We start from the raw sequence: 21369 nt of genomic DNA, 5'->3' as shown, positions 1-21369 counted from the left end.
ATTTTAACCCGAAATAACATGGGAGGTCCCATTTTCCTTGACAACCTCATATGAATTATCGGCAACAGAGGTTAGCTCACTGTGATGTGTGATAATTATCATCTGCGGTATGTTGGTTTCACCCTTAAGTGAGTACTGTATTATATCCTTTAAGTTGTTTCTTCTGTCCTCATCAAGAAAATTTGTGGGCTCGTCCATGATAACAGTGCTGATTCTATCAAGGACATACTCCGCCACAGAAAGCCTTAGTGCTATTGCAAGGGCGGTTTTTTCACCACCAGACAGTGATTCCAGTGTTTGTTCCATTGAATTCTGTGATACCTTTATATTAAAGTTTTCATCTATGCTTATATCGTCAAAATCCAGATTAAATGACATTAAATATTTTCTTGTTAAATTTGTAATTGATGCCGATGCATCCTTTCTTATAAGGGCCTGGATCCCATTAACATCAAATGCCCCTCTTATTTTTTCAAGGTTAACAATTGCAGATCTTATTTTTTTAAGCCTTTCATAATCTCCTGAATATTTTTTTATTTCTAAATTATAATGATCTTTTTGCAAATTATTTGTATCCATTTTTGCAATTGCAAGATTTATTTTCCCTGAAAGTTCATCGTATTCAGCCCTTAACTCCGCATATTTATTTTCATCATTCTCAAGCAACCTTATTCGATCATTCTGATCTTTTAGATCTCTTATTATTTTGTTAAGGTCTTCCTCCATTGATTCCATATTCTGCTTATACATGTCTATTTTGGCCCTAATGGCCGATTCAAGTTTCTCATCGTCCATCAACTTTTTTAGTCTGGACTGAAGATCATATGTATTATTATAAACATTATAATCGGGAACAAAATTTAATTTACCCTCAATGTCTGATAGGTTTTTTATTATTTCATTAACCTCATTGTTATAATTATTAAATTCTTTATTTAGCTCATTTATGTCCATTGATTCCAAAAATCCCTTTAACCGGTTATATTCCTCCTCAGCCCTTTCACCGGCATTTATATCAGCCTCAAGGGCTTTTACCTCAGCCTCCAGCTGTTTATATGCATCGTACTGGGGTTTAAAAGCCTCCATTTCCCCTGTTAATTTATCCCTCTCTGAGGTCATAACAGAGATATCATGGAGCAATGCCGGTATTGCAGATGCATCGGCAGAGTTTAATGTATCATGCACTGTCTTTAGCCTTTTTAATTCATTATCTATCTCCTGGTTTCTTTCAACCAGTTTATTAAGCCTTTGAAAATTTTCACTTCTTTTTAAATTATATTCATTTAAAATATTTTTAATATGGTCATCTGTTAATTTTGACCCGCATAGGGGGCATACGCTTTTTCCCTGCAGGGTATTTATGTTTTGCTGCAATTCAATATTATCCCTATTTAATGATGCAACATCCTTTTTAATGGATATTTTCTCACGTTCAAGGTCTTCCATGTGGTTTCCTATTCTTAATTTTTCCTCCTCAATATTATCTGTATTTATGTTTCCCAGCCTGGCCTTTAGACTGTTAAGCTGAATTACCATGGATTTTTGCTGGTTCTTTATCTGTTCAATACGGTAAAGCATGTGCTCATATTCCCTAAAATTTACCTCATTTTGGGCCATCAGGGATTTTTTCTCATCCAGAAGTTTTTTGTTTCTTTCATATATTTTATGGCGCTGCTCAACAGCCTTTAAATTCTCCATATTTTTATTATATGTTTCAATTTTTGATGATATATCAGATATGCTCTTTTGAAGTTTCTCCAAATCCCTTTTTTTAATAAAATATTCGTCCATAATTTTCCTCATGGAATAATATGGATTTTCCTCTATTTTTTTAATTTCCATGCTTAAATTGGCAGATTCAGATAGTTGATTGTTGAGTTTATTTATATCATTTTTAATTCTTTCAATGCTATTTTCAATGTCTGCCCTTCTTTTTTCATAAAACTTTATATTTTCCCTTAAACCATTTAACTCTTTTATATTTTTATCAAGACCATTGAGTTCTTCCTTTAAAGCCAGTTCGGTATTTTTCATTTCTTCAAGTTCCCTTGCTATATTCTGATTTTCATTTTCAAGATTTTTTATATTTTCTTTATATGTATCAATTTTTAATTCTGATGATAAATATTGTTCAGATTCTGATCTTAGCATACCAATAATTTTTCCTATCTTATCGGCATTTTTTGACAATAATGTTAGGCCAATTATATCACTAAATACCTGCTTTCTCTCCTTTGGGGTTCCGGAGATCAGGGAATCCATCTGGCCCTGTTCAACAAAAACAGAATTTTTAAAAACATCCTTTGACACATTTAATATTTTTGAAATTTCAGATGTTACACCCTCATATGTTTCAGCTATTAACAATCCATTTTTTTTGGCATATGAAAGCCTTTCCAAATTTTTTGAACCCTTTATGCCAAGTGACCTAAAAATTTCATATTCATCATTGTTGATTCTAAATGTTATGGTTACCTCTGCGTTTTTTTTACCCTTTTTAATCATCTCTATGTTTTTTTCATTGTTTCTGGAGTCTGAAAAAAGTGCAAATTTCATGGCATCGAGTATGCTTGTCTTCCCTGCGCCGTTTTTGCCCGTAATAATATTTATCCCGGGGTCAAAGTTAATTTCACTATCCTCGTGAGATAAAAAATTTTTTAAATGAATTGATTCAATTATCATTGCCTATCCCCATTATATCCTTTATAAGTTTATATGCAGAATCCACATCCTCATTTTTGATCGTTTCAAATATTTTATCAGCAAGTTCAGCGGTATTTTTATCATTAAAATATGCATTAAAATAATCAAGAAGTTTGTTCATGTTTGGTTTTTCAACTATTTTTTTAATTTCCTTCTCAAAAAGTGGACCACGAACTATTATATCATTAATAGCCTTTATCTGTTTCCTGACAAGGTCTCTATCGCCTGAACCATGTATTGTGAGTGTTATCAGCGGCTTTTTGTCATTATCCCTTTTTTGATTAACTATGGATTTTAGATCATTTTGAAAATTAATGAAATCTGAATCTATTATATTCTGATATCTTGTTGATTTAAGCTTAATTTGCTGGACGCTTACATTTCCAGATGTAATTTCTACAAGATTTACCGACTTTTTATATTTTAGATAATGTTTTATTTCACTTGTGCTGTTTAAATCTGTGGAACCTGCATATGAGAAAACAGGATATCTATCATCGATTAAATTTGAATCGTGTATATGCCCAAATGCAAGGTATTTATAATTCTGGGGAAGCTGTGATGAATCCACCTCGCAGGCCTCTGATATGAAATATGGATAAACGCCCTGGTGGGACATTAATATTGAATTTTTATATTCTCCTGCAGCAACATTACCTTTTTTATACTCCTCCTCAATAAAATTTTTTCTTAATCCTTTCATATTGGAAAGGCCGGATATTAAGATGTCCTCGCCTGAATAGTTTACCTTTATATTTTCTATTGAATTTATACCAAGCAATTTAACGCCAAGAAAGTCAAAAATCCTTGAGGCAATCTCATCGGTCCTTTTCGGGCGGTCGTGGTCTCCCATTATAAGGTACATAATCTTACCATTGTTATATAATTTCAGTGCTGCCTTTTTAAATTCATTAAGTGCCCTGTTTGATGGCGACCATGTGTCAAAAAGATCACCGGTATGGACAAAAAAATCCACATGCTCATTTAGCCCTATATCTATTGCCTCATTAAATGATTCATAAAAATCATTCTCGCGTTCATCCATCATATATTCCTTATAACCTAGATGCGTATCAGATAAATGCAAAAATGTGGCCATTAAAAATCACCAAGGAGATTTTTATTTTTCTTTTTTATCTCATCAGGATTATTCATTTTTCTGACCTCATCGCGTGCCTCCTTTAGCAATGATATAATGTCTATGTCGGATCCTCCCGGCTTTGTTTCCCTATCCCTGACCTTTATAATTACAGGCATTTTAACTATTTCACCGACAATAATGGCCTCACCTGTATCTAGTGAGGGCAGATCCTCCATTAATGATTCTGTTATATTTTCACTGCTTTGAAGTATTGCGTTCTGGTCTATTGGATTTGTAACCCTCAATATAATCTGCGAATTACACTGGCTTAAAACATCAGCGTCTATTTTTCCAGGCCTCTGGGTTATTACTGTTAAAAATATTCCAAATTTTCTACCCTCTGCGGCTATTTTTTTGATCATCCCTGCTATGTTGCTATTTACCCTTGGCGGCACAAAGTTATGGGCCTCCTCAACAAAGATAAAAACAGGATATTTAAATTCAGATGATATTTTGGAATCATAAATTTCACTTAAAATCCTGAATGAAAAATAATTTGCAAGGTACTGATCCATGCCCGAGAGATCGAGCACGGACATCTTTCCGGGGCCCAGATAATCCTTTATGCCTGTTGTGTAATCCGAAAATATTTCCCTTATTTTCTCGAGAAAAACCAGCCTCCCCTTAATTTTTCTGTAATCATCCTGTGGGAGCTTCTCGGCCGTATTCATAAAATCGTTTAAATCCTTTTTGCCCTTCATTGCCTTTAGAATATCATCGATTAATGGTGACATCTGTGTGTAATTATCCTTAATTCCCATAATACCCTTAATATCATCGGCTGTAAGGTCCTGAAACCTGATTGTAAATTCCTTTATAATTCCGATATCATCCCTTGAATATCTACCGGTGCTCAGCGGCGTTCGAAATACATCAATATTATCAGAGTAAATTTTTCCATCCCTGTCTTTTTTCATGAAAACATAATCGGCATGTGGGTCCAGAACTATTATTGATGCCCCCTTCTTTAAGAGTTCCTCCATAATAACAGATGCGGTATGGCTCTTGCCCGCACCGGTCTGTGCCAGAATTGCGAGATGACGCCTCATTCCCTTTATATTTATTGATACGGGCACACCAGTATCTGGCAGGTTGCCAATGTATAAAGACTCGTCATCTGGAAATGAGAATAACTTTTTTAAAATTCCTGATGATAGTTTATATACCTTTAATCCCGGGGTTATTATTTCCCTGGATTGAACAAGATTGTCATTTTCAAGCCGGCCAAGAACATTGACATAACTCATGTTTGTTGAATCATTTATTTTATTTTCAGTATACCTCTTTATGCTTTCGTAATCAATTGATTCGTCCATTAAATCGCTTTTCGAAACAATATCCTCTATTCTGCCTATAACGATGCTTCCGTTTATGTTAAGACCAACGTACTCCCACTTTTTAATATCTGCATTTTCAGATATGACAAACTGGAAGTGTCCTGATGAATTTTTACCGGCTGTAAAGCCTATTTCATACTCTAAGTCTTGCACGCCTCTCACCCCTGCTTTCATAAAATGTTATGCCTGTAATTTTTTCAAATGTTTTCATATAAAGATTTTCCATTTCATCACTTCTAAATTTTACCCTCTTATCAACATCATAAAGCCATATATTATATACCTTATATGAGGTATAACCATAAAATATTAGTTCAAGAATTTTTTGGTCAAGATTATACGGGCTGGCATTTTTTGTTTCCATCATTAATTCCTGTGATACGATCTGAACCTTCATTGGCAGGTCATCTGCCCTTGGAAGAACATCAAATGAAATATAATTAACATCTGTTCCAGAAAAATTTTGCCTGTATATCAATGGTGTGGTATAGCCGGTTCTATGCGCCAGGGATTTTATAATTAAATGGTCATTTGTATATTCCTTTTTAGCCTTTTTCACAATTTCATCCGGGTACATGCCTGGCTTAAGGTTCTCAAGCAGGAATTCCTTAAATGATTGTGAATAATTGCTTTTGGATATAAATATTAACCTAACATTGTTTTTAAAGGCCATTTGCAGCATTTTTTTAAGATTTTTAAAATAAATATCCATAAAATTATCATAATTTTCTATATCAAGGCCCTCATTTAAATGCGATATGCGACCCTTAAATGAACCGTCAATAAATATATATTCAGGTTTTTCAGTTTCAAGCAACTTTATTATGGATAAATGTTCCGAGTTTTCCATCAAAAGTATTGTAAAATTTCTTAACTTTAATGGATCAACGTAAACAGTGTCCATAAAAAAATCCTTGGTAAATTTTTCACCGTATATTGTGTATGCCCTTATTATAATTATGCTCTTTCCGTTGTATAGTGTCCTTACAAACTCTGAGCTGTCAGTTGCAGCCACATCAGCATTAATATTTCCCTTAAAATTAAAGTCAATAAAATTTTTATCAAAAACCTCCTGGTAAAGTCTGTAAAATTCTGAATTCTTTTCAAGGTCCAGTGATTTTATAATATTGTTTTTATTTTTATTTAAGAATTCCAGGAAATCTGAATATGTATCCATTGGATTACATTAAACGCAAATTTAACATAAACTTTTGCATACTTTTATTATTCCTGTGGATATTATTCAGCCTTTTATCCATAATCATATTTATTAAGAATTAATAATTTTAAAAATCAGGTGAAAAATTATATAAAATCATTTTTTAAAAAAATTCATATAATGATTAAAAATAATCTATTGTATTGAATTTGTAATATTTGATTGCTGGTGAATTATGTTTCCGACTATGAAGGTTCAAAATGAAAGGTTGCAGGGCGTTGTTGCAACTGTTAAAGAGCACATAAACTATTATGAGGCTGTGGTAAATCCTGTCAGTATAAAATTTTATTTCTTTGACAGCGACAATCCTGATTTTGACCGGCAATTTGATGAATTAAGAAAAAAAATAGTTCCTGAGGGTTTTATACCGTTTGTTGTTAAGGATGCGGAGCATTATGTTGAAGTTTCCATAAGACCGGATGAAAAATATAAAAGCAATAATGTAAATGTAATACTGCTCATATTAACACTGGCCTCAACCATTTATGTTGGTTCTATATATGCCAGAAGCTTTGTAAGGCCCGGGACATATGCTGAACTATACAGTCTATGGTATGGATTTATCTTTTTTTCACTTCCATTAATGCTGATACTGGGCATACACGAAACAGCACATTATGTTGTGGCACGCAGATATAAGGTTAACGCATCATTACCGTTTTTTATTCCATTTCCATATGAGATAGGAACTTTTGGTGCATTTGTATCATTAAGGGACCCGATGCCAAACCGAAAGGCCATGGCAGAGATAGGAGCTGCCGGTCCAATAGCAGGGTTTCTTGTTGCGTTACCCCTGCTCTTCCTTGCACAGTATCTTGAGAAAATATACAGGCCAGTTGGCCATTACATACCGTTCATATTAAATTATCCGTTAATATACAGGCTTTTCGGCATTGTTGAACCCATAAATAAACCTTTATTCCCAATGGTTTTTGCAGTTTGGGTTGGCATGTTTGCGACAGCCCTAAATCTTATACCGACAGGCCAGCTTGATGGTGGCCATATAGCAAGAGGGATTCTTGGTAAAAAAGCGTATATTGTTAGCTACCTTTTTCTTGGATTTTTATTTTATCTGACCATAGCCTATGACTATCTTGGCTGGCTTTTCCTTGCATTATTTGTAATCTTTATGGGCCTTGTGCATCCACCTGCATTAAATGATTATGAAAAAATCAGGCCTCTGGATATTGCAATAGGTATATTTTCACTTGTAATGTTTATACTCACATTTACAGCACTGCCAATAAAACCACCATAATAGTATAATTTTTAAATAATGGAAAGGTATAATGGTTTTATGGGCTTGTAGTCCAGTGGCTATGACGTCTCCCTCACACGGAGAAGATCGCCGGTTCGAATCCGGCCAGGCCCATGCTTTTATACTGATACATCTAATAAAGATGTCTCAGATGAATAATTCACATATGTTTTTTCTGAAGAAGTTTCATTTATAGGGAATAGTAATGAAAAATCAGTAATTAGTGAGGAATTTGAATTGTGAATAAAATTATTATCTAAAACTGCCATTCCAGATACTAAAAATAAGGCAACAAGGAAGACTGTTAAAAATTTTTTAATTTTAAATTGTTAAACATTAATTATCCCCTATATTTTTTATTTTTTTATCTTCCTTCCATCCGAGATAGTACATTGCAATGCCAAATACAATCATTACGCCAAAAAATAGAAGCCCGAGCATTCCATTGAAATTGTTGAGGCTCAAGTTATGCTGGTACATTGATATCTGGCTGGCAGAAGTGGCTTGCTTAAGTGCGGAAGAATAAGAAACATAGCCGGAATAATAAGCCATTGCTGTGACCAAAAATCCTGCAAGGCCAAGAAAAGCCATTGCAAAGCCTGCAGATTTAAAGCCACCAGCGTAACCTGCTATGCCGATAAGTATAACGAATATGCCTATCATTGCAAAGATAAATGCATCCATTTTATCTCAACCCTGTATTTATGATATTATCTTGGTTGTATTTAAATCTTTCATCAATTAGATGCTTATAATATTTTTTCAACGCGATAGAACTATCTGATAAATTACTATCATTTTCAAGGGCTATGCCCTCCTACTGGATTGCAAGTGCCTCCAACATGCTTTAATCTATTTTAGGATTTTTTTCAAGAATTAATTCGTATTTTTGACCTTTTTAATAAACGCTGTAAAAATGAATCCAAATATCACAAAAACAACACCTATTAAATATATATAGTTATATGCTGTTGCATCAGGGAATCCATGTTTTATGGCAACCAAAATACCGTTCACATCTACTTCGCCAACAACCACGGGTACTGTATACATTGTTTCAAGAACGCCGCCAACGGCAGGTGCTATTGACATACCTATATCCCTGAATACTGTATTTATTCCTGTGGCCTCACCGGCATGCTCCCTTGGGGTTGATATTAATAATACATTAATTATGCCAACAAGCATCATGGATATGCCTGCACCCACGAACATTGTGTCCAGCAGAATTTCAAGCAGTGATGATCTGTAAAGGTATAAAAGTATAAAACCTATTAAATCAACGGTCAAACCTATGAATATGGCAAGTTTTGGTCCTTTTCTGCGTATTACCCTGGCCGCAACAGGTGCAAAGAGCATATTCATTACAGTTGCAGGAAACATGATCAAACCAGAATCTATAATAGATTTGCCAAATCCTGCTGGTGCTGGGTCCTGAAGAAGTGTTGGAACAGTGAAGAAAAGAAAATACATTGCTGCCATGGCAAACAATCCAATGATATTTGCCATTAGAACGTTCCTGACCTTTAAGAGCTTCATATTTATAAAAGCATATTTATAATTTGATTCAAAGTATACAAAGACGAAGAACATTATAAATGAAAAGACAAATAGGGAAATAATTAGGGTGGATGTCCACCCATATGTTTGCCCCTCTGATAGTGCAAATATGAATGTTATTAATGGTATGGCAAGCAGGGAAACACCTATGTAATCAATCCTCTCCCTGTGTGGCTTTGAATAATCCTTTAAATAAATATATGTTAATATTAAAAGTACTGCAGTAACAGGAATGGCTGTATGGAAATCATACTGCCAGCCCAGGTCTTCAGTTATATATGCACCAAGAACCAAACCTATTCCTGAACCTATTGCAAAGGTTGCACTCATTATCCCCTGTGCAAGTGCGAGTTCTTTTTTTGGAACGACGTCATTGATTATTGCAAAGGCTATTGGTATCATACCAAAACCCAGACCCTGAACAGCCCTTACTGCAATTAATTCATCCAGTGTTCTGGAAAATCCACCAAAAGACACTGCTATGAGATAGACAATGCCGAGTGCAAGAAAAACCCGTTTTTTGCCTATCATATCTGCCACCCTGCCAAAAATTGCGGCAGATACCGTACCTGAAATAATATATGCAATTAGTATCCATGAAACATTATTATATGTTGAGTGAAAGAATTTTATGAATATTGGTATGGCCGGGACTATCATCGTCTCTACGTATATTATTAATAATCCGGAAAATGCCATTAATGCTATTGTTATATTTATATCTCTTTTTGATGGAGTCTTAATGTTATAGGTCATTGTACCCATATTAAAACTTTATTAATAAATATTTCTTATACAGAACATTAACAAAAATACAAATAAATTTTCAAATATATTAAAATAAAATTAAATAATATGAATTTAAAATAACAAAAATTAAAAAAATTTGCAATATTTTATATTATATCAAAATACATTGCTGAAATATTATTCGTTTATTCCCGGTACTTTTCTATACTCATATAATATTAAAATAAAGAGTATAATGACTGGTACAGAAAATAAAAGAAATGTATATCTCAACCCAATTGAATATACCATTAAACCAGATATGGAGGGCACTGCTACTGCAAGAAACATCATTATGGCATAAAAATATGTATTTGCAACAGAAATTTCATTCTCATTAAATGACCTTGATAATGCGGTTAATGATGTTGGAAATGTTAAACCATGCGGTATTCCAAGCATGCAAATAATTATAAAATAGGTGATTAAATTTCTGGATAGGTACACCATTATTAATCCTGTAATTGTCAACAGTATTGAGAATGTTGTGGTTATATACAGCCTTCTTACTGGCCTGTATGATAGATAAAACCTTGATAAGAATGATAGGCCAAAAAATCCGGCCAATAATATCTCAACAAATGAATATGGTGCATTAAACTCTGTTCTGGCAAAGATGCCGCCAAATGTTAAAATTAACGCAAATGGCGTATCATAAGAAATATTATTAAAAACAGATAATTTAAAACCATTATTCTTAAAAATATTTAGTGTCCTTTTTGTTTTTCTGTTATTTTCATCTGGAAATCTTATTTTAAATGATAGGATTACTGCAATTATATCAAAAGGTATAAAAAATAAGAATAGCTGATACAGGTTAAAGTATAATAATATATATGATTCAATTATTGGCCCTATAACCAGGCTTGCACTAAGTGATAATGTATATAATGTTAATGCCCTTTCCCTTGTTTTTTTATCTTTTATTGTACCCGCGGAGCTTATTATATTGGGCATGATGGAGCCAAAAAAGAAGCCTGAAAATATAACGAGTAGCCAGATATTATAAGGGTTGGAGAAATAGAATAATGGCTCAAAAACTGAATAAATAAAAACTGAGGAAATAAATAATTTCCTTCTCTTCTTGGAATCCAGCCTTGAATTTATTAATGCACTCATTATGCCTGTGCTCCCCATGGCTGAAGCGGAAAGGATGCCGATTAAAACGCTATTAAAATTAAGATAATATTTTGATATTAATGGTATTGTTGTAAGTATCAAATTATTGCTTGCGCGCACTGAAAATGTTAGCGACATTAATAATATTAGATATACAATTATAGGGGTATTTTTATTATTAAAAAATCTATGCACCTGTTCAGTATTGATAAAAAATAAATAAAACTTTTTCATCTTTTTATTTTAATGTTTATTATATAAATATAAGATGTGGGATTAATTTACTATATAGAAATGGTTATATAGAAGTTTATTTTTACTTATTTGATAATTATGATCGGTGGTCAGCCAATATTTGTATTAAGAGAAGGTACAAAAAGAGAGAGTGGCAAGGATGCCATGCAGGAAAATATAGATGCTGCAAAGGCTATAGCAACATCAATAAGATCAACATTGGGCCCAAGGGGTATGGATAAGATGCTTGTGGATTCCCTTGGTGATATAGTAATAACCAATGATGGTGTAACAATATTAAAGGAAATGGATGTTGAACATCCTGCAGCCAAGATGATGGTTGAGGTTTCAAAAACACAGGACAGCTATGTTGGTGATGGGACAACAACTGCTGTTGTACTGGCCGGTGCCCTTCTTGATCAGGCACAGTCGCTGATTAACCAGAATGTCCATCCAACAGTTATTACAAACGGATTCAAAATGGCTGCAGAGCAGGCTTCTAAAATTTTAGATCAGATTTCAAAACCTGTAAAAATATCTGACAGGGATCTGCTGGTTCAGATGGCAAAAACATCACTTAACAGCAAGAGCGCATCAGTTGAGGAGGATCTCCTTGGCGGCATATCCTATGATGCAATTAAAAGCATAGCTGAGGAGAGAGATGGCAAGTATTATGTTGACTTTGATAACCTCCAGATAGTTAAAAAGCAGGGTGGGGAAATACAGGAAACACAGTTAATAGATGGTATAATTCTTGATAAGGAGAAGGTCCATCCGAATATGCCAAAACTCGTTAAGGATGCAAAGATTGCCCTCCTTGATGTGGCATTAGAAATTAAAAAGCCAGAGTTTGATACAAACCTTCAGATAAGTGATCCAAGAATGATCCAGAAATTCCTTTCACAGGAGGAGGACCTTCTCAAGGATATGGTAGAAAAAATAAAGGCAACAGGTGCCAATGTTGTAATAACCCAGAAGGGAATAGATGACATGGCACAGCACTACCTTGCAAAGGACGGCATATATGCAGTGAGAAGGGTTAAGAAGAGTGATGTTGATAAGCTTGCCAAGGCAACAGGTGCAACAATAATATCATCACTTGAAGAAATAACAGAAAATGATCTGGGACATGCAGACAGTGTGGAGGAAAGAAAGGTCGGCGATGACTACATGACATTTGTGACAGGCTGCAAGAACCCAAAGGCCATAAGCCTATTAATAAGGGCCGGAACAGAGCATGTTGCAGATGAGATAGAGAGATCACTTACAGACTCACTGCACGTGGTCGCCGCAGCCGTTGAGGATGGTGCATATGTCACCGGAGGCGGATCAGCAGCAGAGGAAATGGCATTCAATCTTAGATCATATGCATCCAAGGTTGGTGGCAGGCAGCAACTGGCAATAGAAAAATTCGCTGATGCACTTGAGGACATACCCCGGGCACTGGCAGAAAATGCAGGATTGGACCCAATAGACATACTAATACAGATAAGAAGTGCACATGCCAATGGAAAGAAAACCTATGGATTAAATGTCTTCAAGGGAACAGTTGAAGACATGGAAAAACTTGGTGTAATAGAGCCCATAAGGGTTGGCAAACAGGCAGTTGCAGCTGCTACGGAGGCTGCAGTAATGATACTTAGAATAGATGATGTTATAGCCACCAAATCCTCAAAGAACAACCCATCACCAGGTGGACCACAGGGTGGCATGGGCGGCGGAATGCCAGGTGGAGAATACTAAAATATATGAATTATTTTTTTTATAAATATTTTAACTTCATACACAATTTAAATGCTTTTTGATTGGTTTTTATAAATAATCAATTGCTGGGAATTAAAAAAAACTTTGTGAATTCTAAAAATTATGAATTTAATATGTAACATCATTAATATCGGCTGAATAACATTTTAAAAGGGTTTATATATAGTTTTTAAATTTATATCTTAATGATAAATACATATAAACCAATATATAAAAAACAGCATTATGGCCTTGTCGGAAATCATTCAGCCGTAAAGGTATGTCACTGGACCAAGAGCCAGTTAACAGGCCATGCTGCATGTTATAAAAATACATTTTATGGAATTAATTCACATCAGTGTATACAGATGACACCCGCATTAAATGCATGCTCAGAGAACTGTGATTTCTGCTGGAGATTTCAGGGATTTGACAGCATGCATATTTCTCAGGAGGATGATCCAGAATTTATTCTTGAGGAAAGCATAAAGGCACATTTGAAATTAATATCGGGATTTAAGGGGAATCCCAAGGTAAAGAAAGAGCTTTTTGAGGAGGCACAGCATCCGAAACATATGGCAATCTCCCTCACTGGAGAACCCACACTTTACACAAGGCTTGGAGAATTAATAGAGGCCGCAACAAAACGTGGTATATCAACATTTCTGGTAACAAATGGAACCCTGCCAATGGTACTCGAAAAACTTGACCCGTTACCAACTCAACTATATGTAACGGTTGCAGGTCCCACAAAAAAGATATTTAATGATGTTCTTCATCCAGCAATAGGAAACGCGTGGGAAAACTTTAACAGAACACTGGAGATCCTGCCATCACTGGATACAAGGAAGGTAATAAGGCATACACTCGTTAAGGATGTAAATATGCCGTACTATGATGAGTATGAAAAACTGGATAGAATAGCCTCACCAGATTTCATAGAATCAAAGGGTTATGTACATGTTGGCCAGTCCATGGACAGACTGGCATATGAAAACATGCCAAGCCATGAAATGGTGCTTGAATTCTCAAATGAACTTGCCAGAAGGCTGGGTTACACACCATATGCAGATAGATACGAAAGCAGGGTTGCCATGATAGCAAAGGACCCATCAAAGGCCAAAATTGACTTTGAGGCAGAATTAAAGAAACATATGAAATAATTTTATTTTATTGATATTTTTTTGAGCTCCTTTTTAGGCTCATTTGCTGTGGATTGATTTTTAAATATAATTCTCTGGCCGAATCTTATAAGTTCAAACACGCCTCTTGTATATTTTTCAGCCTCAGATATTACATCCCCAACTATTTTGGGCACCTCAATATTTATCTGTATTACTGTTTTTTTATCCATAAATAGTAATTACTTTAGTGTTATATATAGATAACCATTTTTCAGTTCAGCGGCTGCAGGTTCCATGTTTGCCATTGTCTGTGGGAGATACATTATCCTCTTCCAGTTGCCCACCTCAACAACAAGCTCGCCACCTTTGTTAAATAAATCAAGATTTTCCTTTGTTGCATATGGCAGTTTAATTTTAACTATAACATCATTTCCATGCTTTGTAAATTCTATTGGTTTTCCTTTATAAAAAATATCATAAGGGTCATTTTCACCGTATATGGTCTCACCAAATTTTATTAATTTATCCCTGCCAAGTGGTTCATCGTTTTGAAGGTATCCCTTTAATATCTTAACATCAGGGAAGGCATCCGGGAGCTCATCAACAATTTTATGCTGCGATTCCCTCCATTCCCTGAAAAAATCGCCTGTATCATCAGTATATATTTTGTTTGCAATAACGGCATCAACTGGATATCCATAAAGCAAAAGATATGTAAATGCCCTTTTTGTTTCATTATATGACATTTGATCGGCATTTGTAACAAGCCTTATGGATGTTATTTCAGGATTCTGCAATATATCATGAATATGGCCAAGCTGATCATAAAGTGCCTCTGCGCTTTCAAAGACCTTGTCGTTTGGCATTGGAAGATTTGAGAATGGTTTCATGAACGGCCTTGCAATCTTTGCGGCGGTTCTGCTTATTGGAAATACCTTTTCCATGTACCATCTCATAACCTCCGGGAATGATAAAAGCCTTAATGCCTCACCTGTCGGTGCGCTATCGACAACAATTACATCAAAGTCATTATTGTTTATATAATCGTTAATGTAAAGCAGGTATGCTGCCTCCTCAAATCCAGGAAGTATTGCTATTTCCTCGGCAGAAATTGGATCAAGACCCTGGTACTGGAATAATGCTGTTAGATATTCACGTAGATCGTTCCAGTGACTTTTTATTGCATCGTTAATATTTATCTCCTGTGCATAGAAATTATCATAAATTTTTGTTGCCTCTGATCCTATTTTTGCCTCAAGAGAATCGCTAAGGCTGTGGGCAGGATCTGTTGACATTACCACAGTTTTATACTTTTTCGAAAGCATTAATCCAGTTGACGCTGCCACACTTGTCTTACCAACTCCACCCTTTCCTGTATATAATAAAACTCTAGACATTATACAACACCTGATTCATTTATTCTATCTATTACTATCAATGCAAGGTCCATAAGAAGATCAACATCTCCTGACCTCTTTATTTTATTTAAATTGCTAACGGATTTTGTTATATAATCCTTGGCAATATTAAAAGAATATTCAAGGGACCCCAATTCATATAAAATGTTTTTAAATACATTTTTAAAGTCCTTATCACGGTATTCTCCTGTAAGTATATCCTTTATTATTTTTCTCTTTTCCTGACTGGCATTTCTTAATGCGTGAATTATCGGAAGGGTGATAACATCATGGTTTAAATCAACCATTGTGGGTTTTCCCATATCCTTTTCGTTTCCCACTATGTCCAGTATATCATCTGTAATCTGGAATGCCATGCCCATATTAAATGAAAATTCCTTTAAATTTTCTGATATATTTTTATCCGCACCGGCAGCCAGTGTGGCACCTTCAGCACAGGCTGCAAAAAAATCTGCAGTTTTATTTTTTATTATTAATTCATATGTATTTATATCCATGTTTAGGTTTCCAATATTCATGGCCTCCAGGATCTGACCCTCGGCAAGCCTTGATGATGCATCGGCCATTATTTTTGATACGTCCTTTCCATATCTTGATCCGAGTTCATATGCCTTTGCAAATAGATAATCGCCAACAACAATGGCATTATTTATGCCTTCCTTATAGCTCAATGTTTTTCTACCCCTTCTGTATGGGGAATTATCTATAATGTCATCGTGTATTAAACTGGCAGTATGGATTAATTCATATCCTGCTGCAAGGTCAAGTATATTTTCATACGGTTTATCTGTTGAAATTTCATAGGACAGAATAGTTAAAAGTGGCCTGAATCGTTTTCCACCGGCGTCAATGGTATATTTTGCCATTGTGTACAGATAATCCTGATCTGTTTCTATGGTTTTCAATAACCTGTTATTTATCTCATTAATTTTTTTGGACAAACCAGACTGCCATTCATAAAAAGTTTTCATTTAAACACCGCAATTTTACAAATGTATTAAAAATAACAATTTAAGTTTTTGTGATTTATAAAAATAATTAATTTATCTGGATAAAACAATTTCAATTGATGAAACGTTTGATGGGCCCCTCTCACCCTCAAGTGTCTCGGTATCTAATGTTATCCTTTCGTATTTTATGTCCTGTACAAATTTATGCCTTGTTATCTCTGCTATATCGACTGCCTTGCTGATTGATTTTCCCCTTGCCTTAATAACAATGCGTTTTACATCATTGTTGTTAAATTGTGTCACTATAGCAAGGACATAGTTCATTGTTGGCTTTTTTCCCACAAAGATTGTATTTTCTTCTGCCATGTAAAATCCCCTTTATCCCTTATTTATTAACGCTATTTAATAATATCGCTGATTTCTATTTTAGCCGGATCATGGTATCTGTGCTTATAACACCGTCAATTGATCTTATGTTATCCACCTCTGAATTTATCTCATCAAGGGTATTTTTGGATAATTTTATTGACACGTCAATGCTTCCTGAAAGCTCATATATTTCATGGTAAATATTTTTCAACTTTTCTAATACATATGGTGCCTTTTTTGGGTCAACCCTCACAAGAATCATGGCCTCAACCGACGATGGGGTTTCTATTGTAAATTTTTTTATAATTCCTGATTTATAAAGATTTGCTATACGCTTCCGTATTGTACCTTCAGAAACCTTTAACTCCCTTGCAATTTCCATATTGCTCATTCTAGAATTTTCCCTTAATAACTTTAAAATTTCATAATCTTTTTCATCCATAAACCATTATTGTTTGGTTTAATTTAAATATATGTAAACGAATAAAAAACTTAACTGTATAATCCAGAACTGTTATGCCTATCATTGGTTGTCTTAATAAGCTCCTTTGGAACCTTAAGCATTCTCATTATATTTGTTGCCTGAATTATGTATACAGGGATGCCTGTATTTGGGTCATTTCCGTTTCTTTCTATTGCCATTATCTCCATTTTTATCTGCATAACTGTTCCGTCCTCCAGAGTAACCTTAACCCATTTTGGCTCCTCATCCAGTGTAAATCCTATAACCTCTCTATCATCCACCATATATATGGAAATCAAAATTAATATAAAATACATGGCATTACCTGATAAAACTTATTAAGGTAAAAATAATTAAGTGGTGCAAGGGTAACTAAGCTTGGCCAAAGGTGCAGGACTTAAGATCCTGTCCCGAAGGGGTTCGCGGGTTCAAATCCCGTCCCTTGCATGATTATAAAAGTTCAATGCAATGACATACATAGTTAGTGTTTTCATATCTTTATTTATATACTCATGATGCTGATTTTATAATATAAAAATAACATTATATAATTTAATGATTATATTATAATCACATATAAATATTTAATAGGGCTTTATAGAAAAGTGTATATATAGTTATTATAATTGCCATATATGGAGAAAGTAAAAATAAATGGTGTAGATCTTGTTAAATATCTGTTAATTAAATATGGTCCTCTCCCACAAAAAAATTACAAAAGCTTTCTTATTTTGCTGAATATGAATACATTAAAAAATATGGAAGAAGATTATCTGATCTAACATTTAAGCGTTATTATTTTGGGCCTTATTCCGAGGATATAAAAAATATTGAAGACTTAGAAGAAGACATTGTTATAAAAGAACAGATTAATAACAATCCTGCAAAAGAATCAGAGCTTGTAAATGAAGATTTTAAAATAGATAATAAAATTGCAAATATGATACATGACCTCATAAAACCATATATAGATAAAAATGGAAGTGAACTGGAAAAACTGGCAGATAAGACAGAGCCTTATATCTATGCAGAAGATTTTAACAACCCTATAGACCTTGATAGCTATGCATGGTTTTACAGTGAAGTTAATTCCGGTGTTTTCTGGAAAAATGCCGAAAAGATAGATAAAGAGAATATAAAAAAAGGCATATATGGAAAACATATAATAAAAGACGATTCCGATATTGATTCTCTATTTTCATGATTTAAATATGCGATAATTATTCTATTGATGTATCTGCGATAGAAGATTACATAAAAAAGGTTAGGGATAAAAATATCAAGGATCAGATTAAAAACAAAATATGTGCAGTAAAGAAAAATCCATATATTGGTGCAACTAAAACAGGGCTAATCGCAAATTACAGGGCGGTAAAAGTTAATAGGCAAAAAATCGTAATACTCTATAAAATAGGGGAAAAATATTGCATTGTTATATTTATAAACATTGGAAATCATGATGAATTCTATGGCAGAACATATGGCAAAAGATAAAGGCTACTAAAATAAATATTATAGTTTATTATATCCAATTTATTATCTAAAAGATCATTGCTCGCTTTCAAAGCAAACAACAGATGCCCATGGAATATATACGAGTTTATTCCCTGATTTGAGAAGCATGCCGTCGGTGTCCTGTTCTTCTAATGTTTCCTCGCTGAAGAAAATCGGATCTCCCCACAGAATAATAAACATTTATTTTCATTCCTATAAATCTTTCTATATTGTAGTATTCTTCCTTATATGCATTTCAATCACGTTTTCCTTTCATCATAACATACAGTCTATACATTGAAAAGAAGGCATTCTTTGGATAATTCTTTATTTTTAATTTTCCTGGGCATTCCCATGTAAATTCATATAAATCATATTTATCGGATTTATCTGTATTATATACCTTTTTATATTGCGATATTGAATAATCTAGGTCCTTATAGATGTTTTTATGTATTATTGTTCTGTAATCAGCTAATCTTTTGGTTGTGTACCATATTTGTGTAAATATAAATCTCCCTGTTAATAATGAAATGATCATTAAATAACAGGGAGAAATACCTCTTCTGAACCAAGGAGGTATAAAGTAGGGATATGACAATATAAAATATATCGGATATAGAGAAATTAATAGAACAGACAATAAAGGAAAAAATAGAAACCCTTATGAAAATAGAACAAGATCAATATTTAGAGGAGAATCCTGGAATAAAGAATGGTTATTATAAGAGGAACCTAAAAACAAGGTATGGTGAGATCAAGGATTTATCAGTGCCAAGGAATAGAGATAATAAATTCCACAGTGCTATAATAGATAATAATAGGTCTGTATGATGTTGGATAGTGATTGTTAAACAAAAATCTTTCCATTTCATGAGACATTTATCATAGACCTCTTATAATAATTACTATTTCTTCTTCTGTAGCCATCCTTAAGATTCTTTAAAAATCCTCTGTAATATTCCCTGAAACTACTATCATTATTCCATTTACCTAAAAACTGCAAAGGTGAATAGTAATCAAGGGTAGAATGTAGCCTTATATTATTATAATCATAGAATGCCTTTTCTATTATTATTTTACCATCATTGAAATTATTTATTTCATTGATCCATATATAATCAGTTTTAATTGAATTATGGAATGATTCAATATCTTCATTCTCCTCAGGTGTTTCCCTTTCTATGTATTCATGCTTTATATTCATTGTTTTCAAATAATTATTGAATTCTTTAGAAATATATTGGGGACCATTGTCTGTCCTTAGAGTAATATTCTCAGGTACTATGCCATTGAACTTCCTTATAATAGCATCATCTATGGCATTTATTGCATCCCTGGCCGTGCATGATGCATTATAATTATAGCCATACCATTCCTTGGAGAATGCATCCTTAATGCACATTAAATAGGTAATTCCATTATTTGTAGGTATATAAGTAATATCTGTTTCTATTAACATCTCTGGCTTATCTGCTATTAATAATTTTAATTCCCTTCTATTCTTATGGTTATGCAATGGTAAAGTTAGATTATTGTTCTTCATTATTTTATACACTGTTTTCCTTGCTATATTTATGCCGGAGTTCCTCAATAATGCCCATATTCTATTATAGCCATATGTTATTCTTTCTTTGCATAGTTCTATTATTTTATTAATAATACTATTATCAATCCTTGTTGAAGATCTTCTATCTTCAATGTTTTCATGCCTCCTCCTATAATAGTATGTTATTCTGTTAATTCCTGAATAATAGCATGCATTTTTTACTTCAATCCCATTATTATACATTTCATACACTGAACTCACCTTTTCCTTCTCATATAATTTTTTTTTAAAATCTCATTTGCTATGGTCATTTCACCTATTATTGACTTTAATTTTTCATTCTCTTTAATTAAGGACTTATCAGGGTCTTTTCCTTCCAGTCCCTTTTTGCTTCCTTCTAAAAACTGTTACTTCCATTTATAAAATAGTGCTCCTGCTATTCCATGGTTCCTGCATATTTCTGCTATGGTAATATTTGGATTCTGGAATGATTCCATTATAATATTATATTTCTTCTCACTTGTATATATTCTTCTAGGCATTTTACATTGCCCCCTTTATATATTTATATAAATCATTCGTTATATATCTCTTTAGATGTGTTTAAGTTTAAACTATTCATAACCAACATAATATTAATATAAAAATATGTCAGACTTTTATTGTGAGATAATTGGCTGTAAGGCCATCCAAAGATGGGGATGGGGAGGTAATCCCTCTTACCTATCATGGAATTTTTTTTAACTCTTAAGCGGGAAGTTACTTTCTATACTTAATGAGATGAACGCTAGGACGATAACTTACAAGGGCAGTTGTTAACATGGGTAACAGAAATCATACCTGTAACATATTTCAATGTTTAAAACCCCCTTATAACCTATCTAAATTTCACAAATAAT

General features: G+C 33.7%; 21 protein-coding genes, 2 tRNA genes and 1 pseudogene. 8 read left to right on the top strand and 16 right to left on the bottom strand.

Features of this window, described 5'->3' with window-relative positions:
* Positions 1–3: 3 nt before the first annotated feature.
* From TZ01_RS00455 to TZ01_RS00440, 4 genes are read right to left on the bottom strand one after another with little or no spacing between them, the layout of a single operon-like run.
* A complete protein-coding gene (locus TZ01_RS00455) occupies positions 4–2682 on the bottom strand; it encodes an AAA family ATPase (RefSeq protein WP_048100852.1) in 2679 nt (892 codons plus the stop codon).
* Positions 2672–3802 (bottom strand): exonuclease SbcCD subunit D, encoded by a 1131-nt coding sequence (locus TZ01_RS00450; RefSeq protein WP_048100851.1) that lies wholly within the window; start codon positions 3800–3802, stop codon positions 2672–2674. Before TZ01_RS00450 ends, TZ01_RS00455 begins: the two co-directional genes overlap by 11 nt.
* Positions 3802–5334: an ATP-binding protein gene (locus tag TZ01_RS00445; RefSeq protein ID WP_082180414.1), complete on the bottom strand. Its 1533-nt coding sequence runs from the start codon at positions 5332–5334 to the stop codon at positions 3802–3804. The genes TZ01_RS00450 and TZ01_RS00445 overlap by 1 nt, the downstream gene beginning before the upstream one ends.
* On the bottom strand, positions 5315–6358 hold the full coding sequence (locus tag TZ01_RS00440; RefSeq protein WP_048100849.1) for a DNA double-strand break repair nuclease NurA: 1044 nt from the start codon (positions 6356–6358) through the stop codon (positions 5315–5317). The genes TZ01_RS00445 and TZ01_RS00440 overlap by 20 nt, the downstream gene beginning before the upstream one ends.
* 217 nt (positions 6359–6575) lie before the next feature.
* On the opposite strand from TZ01_RS00440, the gene TZ01_RS00435 reads away from it, so the two are divergent.
* Positions 6576–7658: a site-2 protease family protein gene (locus TZ01_RS00435; protein ID WP_048100848.1), complete on the top strand. Its 1083-nt coding sequence runs from the start codon at positions 6576–6578 to the stop codon at positions 7656–7658.
* Between the two features lie 41 nt (positions 7659–7699).
* Positions 7700–7772: transfer RNA gene (locus TZ01_RS00430), tRNA-Val, on the top strand.
* Between the two features lie 222 nt (positions 7773–7994).
* Here TZ01_RS00430 and TZ01_RS00425 read toward each other — a convergent pair.
* From TZ01_RS00425 to TZ01_RS00415, 3 genes are all read right to left on the bottom strand, one after another.
* A complete protein-coding gene (locus TZ01_RS00425; protein WP_048100847.1) occupies positions 7995–8342 on the bottom strand; it encodes a hypothetical protein in 348 nt (115 codons plus the stop codon).
* Between the two features lie 192 nt (positions 8343–8534).
* Positions 8535–9974, bottom strand: a complete 1440-nt coding sequence (locus TZ01_RS00420) for an MFS transporter (protein ID WP_156150263.1) — start codon at positions 9972–9974, stop codon at positions 8535–8537.
* Between the two features lie 171 nt (positions 9975–10145).
* Positions 10146–11360 carry an MFS transporter gene (locus TZ01_RS00415; protein ID WP_082180413.1) on the bottom strand — a complete coding sequence of 405 codons (1215 nt, stop codon included), beginning with the start codon at positions 11358–11360 and terminating at the stop codon, positions 10146–10148.
* A 99-nt stretch (positions 11361–11459) separates the two neighbouring features.
* Here TZ01_RS00415 and thsB point away from each other — a divergent pair, with 99 nt between their 5' ends.
* Both thsB and twy1 read left to right on the top strand, forming a co-directional pair.
* Positions 11460–13103 carry a thermosome subunit beta gene (gene thsB / locus TZ01_RS00410; RefSeq protein WP_048100845.1) on the top strand — a complete coding sequence of 548 codons (1644 nt, stop codon included), beginning with the start codon at positions 11460–11462 and terminating at the stop codon, positions 13101–13103.
* A gap of 206 nt (positions 13104–13309) precedes the next feature.
* Positions 13310–14266: a 4-demethylwyosine synthase TYW1 gene (gene twy1, locus TZ01_RS00405; RefSeq protein ID WP_048100844.1), complete on the top strand. Its 957-nt coding sequence runs from the start codon at positions 13310–13312 to the stop codon at positions 14264–14266.
* A gap of 2 nt (positions 14267–14268) precedes the next feature.
* Here the strand turns inward: twy1 and TZ01_RS00400 are convergent, their stop codons facing one another.
* From TZ01_RS00400 to TZ01_RS00375, 6 genes are all read right to left on the bottom strand, one after another.
* Positions 14269–14457 carry a hypothetical protein gene (locus TZ01_RS00400; protein WP_048100843.1) on the bottom strand — a complete coding sequence of 63 codons (189 nt, stop codon included), beginning with the start codon at positions 14455–14457 and terminating at the stop codon, positions 14269–14271.
* A 9-nt stretch (positions 14458–14466) separates the two neighbouring features.
* Positions 14467–15624 carry an ArsA family ATPase gene (locus TZ01_RS00395; RefSeq protein WP_048100842.1) on the bottom strand — a complete coding sequence of 386 codons (1158 nt, stop codon included), beginning with the start codon at positions 15622–15624 and terminating at the stop codon, positions 14467–14469.
* The gene (locus tag TZ01_RS00390) at positions 15624–16616 is read right to left on the bottom strand and encodes a polyprenyl synthetase family protein (RefSeq protein WP_048100841.1); all 993 of its coding nucleotides are present in this window, start codon (positions 16614–16616) and stop codon (positions 15624–15626) included. The genes TZ01_RS00395 and TZ01_RS00390 overlap by 1 nt, the downstream gene beginning before the upstream one ends.
* 72 nt (positions 16617–16688) lie before the next feature.
* The gene (gene albA / locus TZ01_RS00385) at positions 16689–16961 is read right to left on the bottom strand and encodes a DNA-binding protein Alba (protein WP_048100840.1); all 273 of its coding nucleotides are present in this window, start codon (positions 16959–16961) and stop codon (positions 16689–16691) included.
* Positions 16962–17016: 55 nt separating this feature from the next.
* Positions 17017–17406: an Lrp/AsnC family transcriptional regulator gene (locus tag TZ01_RS00380; protein WP_048100839.1), complete on the bottom strand. Its 390-nt coding sequence runs from the start codon at positions 17404–17406 to the stop codon at positions 17017–17019.
* 50 nt (positions 17407–17456) lie between these two features.
* Positions 17457–17711, bottom strand: coding sequence for a hypothetical protein (locus TZ01_RS00375; RefSeq protein WP_048100838.1), 255 nt, complete (start codon positions 17709–17711; stop codon positions 17457–17459).
* Between the two features lie 78 nt (positions 17712–17789).
* Here TZ01_RS00375 and TZ01_RS00370 point away from each other — a divergent pair.
* From TZ01_RS00370 to TZ01_RS09980, 3 genes are all read left to right on the top strand, one after another.
* Positions 17790–17874 (top strand) — tRNA-Leu (locus tag TZ01_RS00370).
* A 241-nt stretch (positions 17875–18115) separates the two neighbouring features.
* Entirely contained in the window at positions 18116–18631 is a 516-nt protein-coding gene (locus TZ01_RS09355; protein WP_082180412.1) for a type II toxin-antitoxin system antitoxin SocA domain-containing protein, read from the top strand.
* Between the two features lie 5 nt (positions 18632–18636).
* Positions 18637–18921, top strand: a complete 285-nt coding sequence (locus TZ01_RS09980) for a type II toxin-antitoxin system RelE/ParE family toxin (RefSeq protein WP_082180434.1) — start codon at positions 18637–18639, stop codon at positions 18919–18921.
* A 256-nt stretch (positions 18922–19177) separates the two neighbouring features.
* On the opposite strand, the gene TZ01_RS00360 is transcribed toward TZ01_RS09980, so the two are convergent.
* Entirely contained in the window at positions 19178–19462 is a 285-nt protein-coding gene (locus TZ01_RS00360; RefSeq protein ID WP_048100836.1) for a hypothetical protein, read from the bottom strand.
* Positions 19463–19530: 68 nt separating this feature from the next.
* Between TZ01_RS00360 and TZ01_RS09495 the strand changes: the two are divergent.
* A pseudogene (locus tag TZ01_RS09495) lies at positions 19531–19752 on the top strand (transposase); the annotation flags it as partial.
* Positions 19753–19792: 40 nt separating this feature from the next.
* On the opposite strand, the gene TZ01_RS00355 reads toward TZ01_RS09495, so the two are convergent.
* Together TZ01_RS00355 and TZ01_RS09345 are read right to left on the bottom strand one after the other, a co-directional pair.
* The gene (locus tag TZ01_RS00355) at positions 19793–20731 is read right to left on the bottom strand and encodes an IS3 family transposase (protein ID WP_255350841.1); all 939 of its coding nucleotides are present in this window, start codon (positions 20729–20731) and stop codon (positions 19793–19795) included.
* A 146-nt stretch (positions 20732–20877) separates the two neighbouring features.
* Positions 20878–21012 (bottom strand): transposase, encoded by a 135-nt coding sequence (locus tag TZ01_RS09345; protein ID WP_082180411.1) that lies wholly within the window; start codon positions 21010–21012, stop codon positions 20878–20880.
* Positions 21013–21369 lie beyond the last annotated feature (357 nt).

This window comes from Acidiplasma sp. MBA-1, from assembly GCF_000949015.1.
Lineage (GTDB): Archaea > Thermoplasmatota > Thermoplasmata > Thermoplasmatales > Thermoplasmataceae > Acidiplasma > Acidiplasma aeolicum.
The sequence above is the reverse complement of the archived record's forward strand: the minus strand, read 5'-3'. Positions and strand labels throughout refer to the sequence as shown.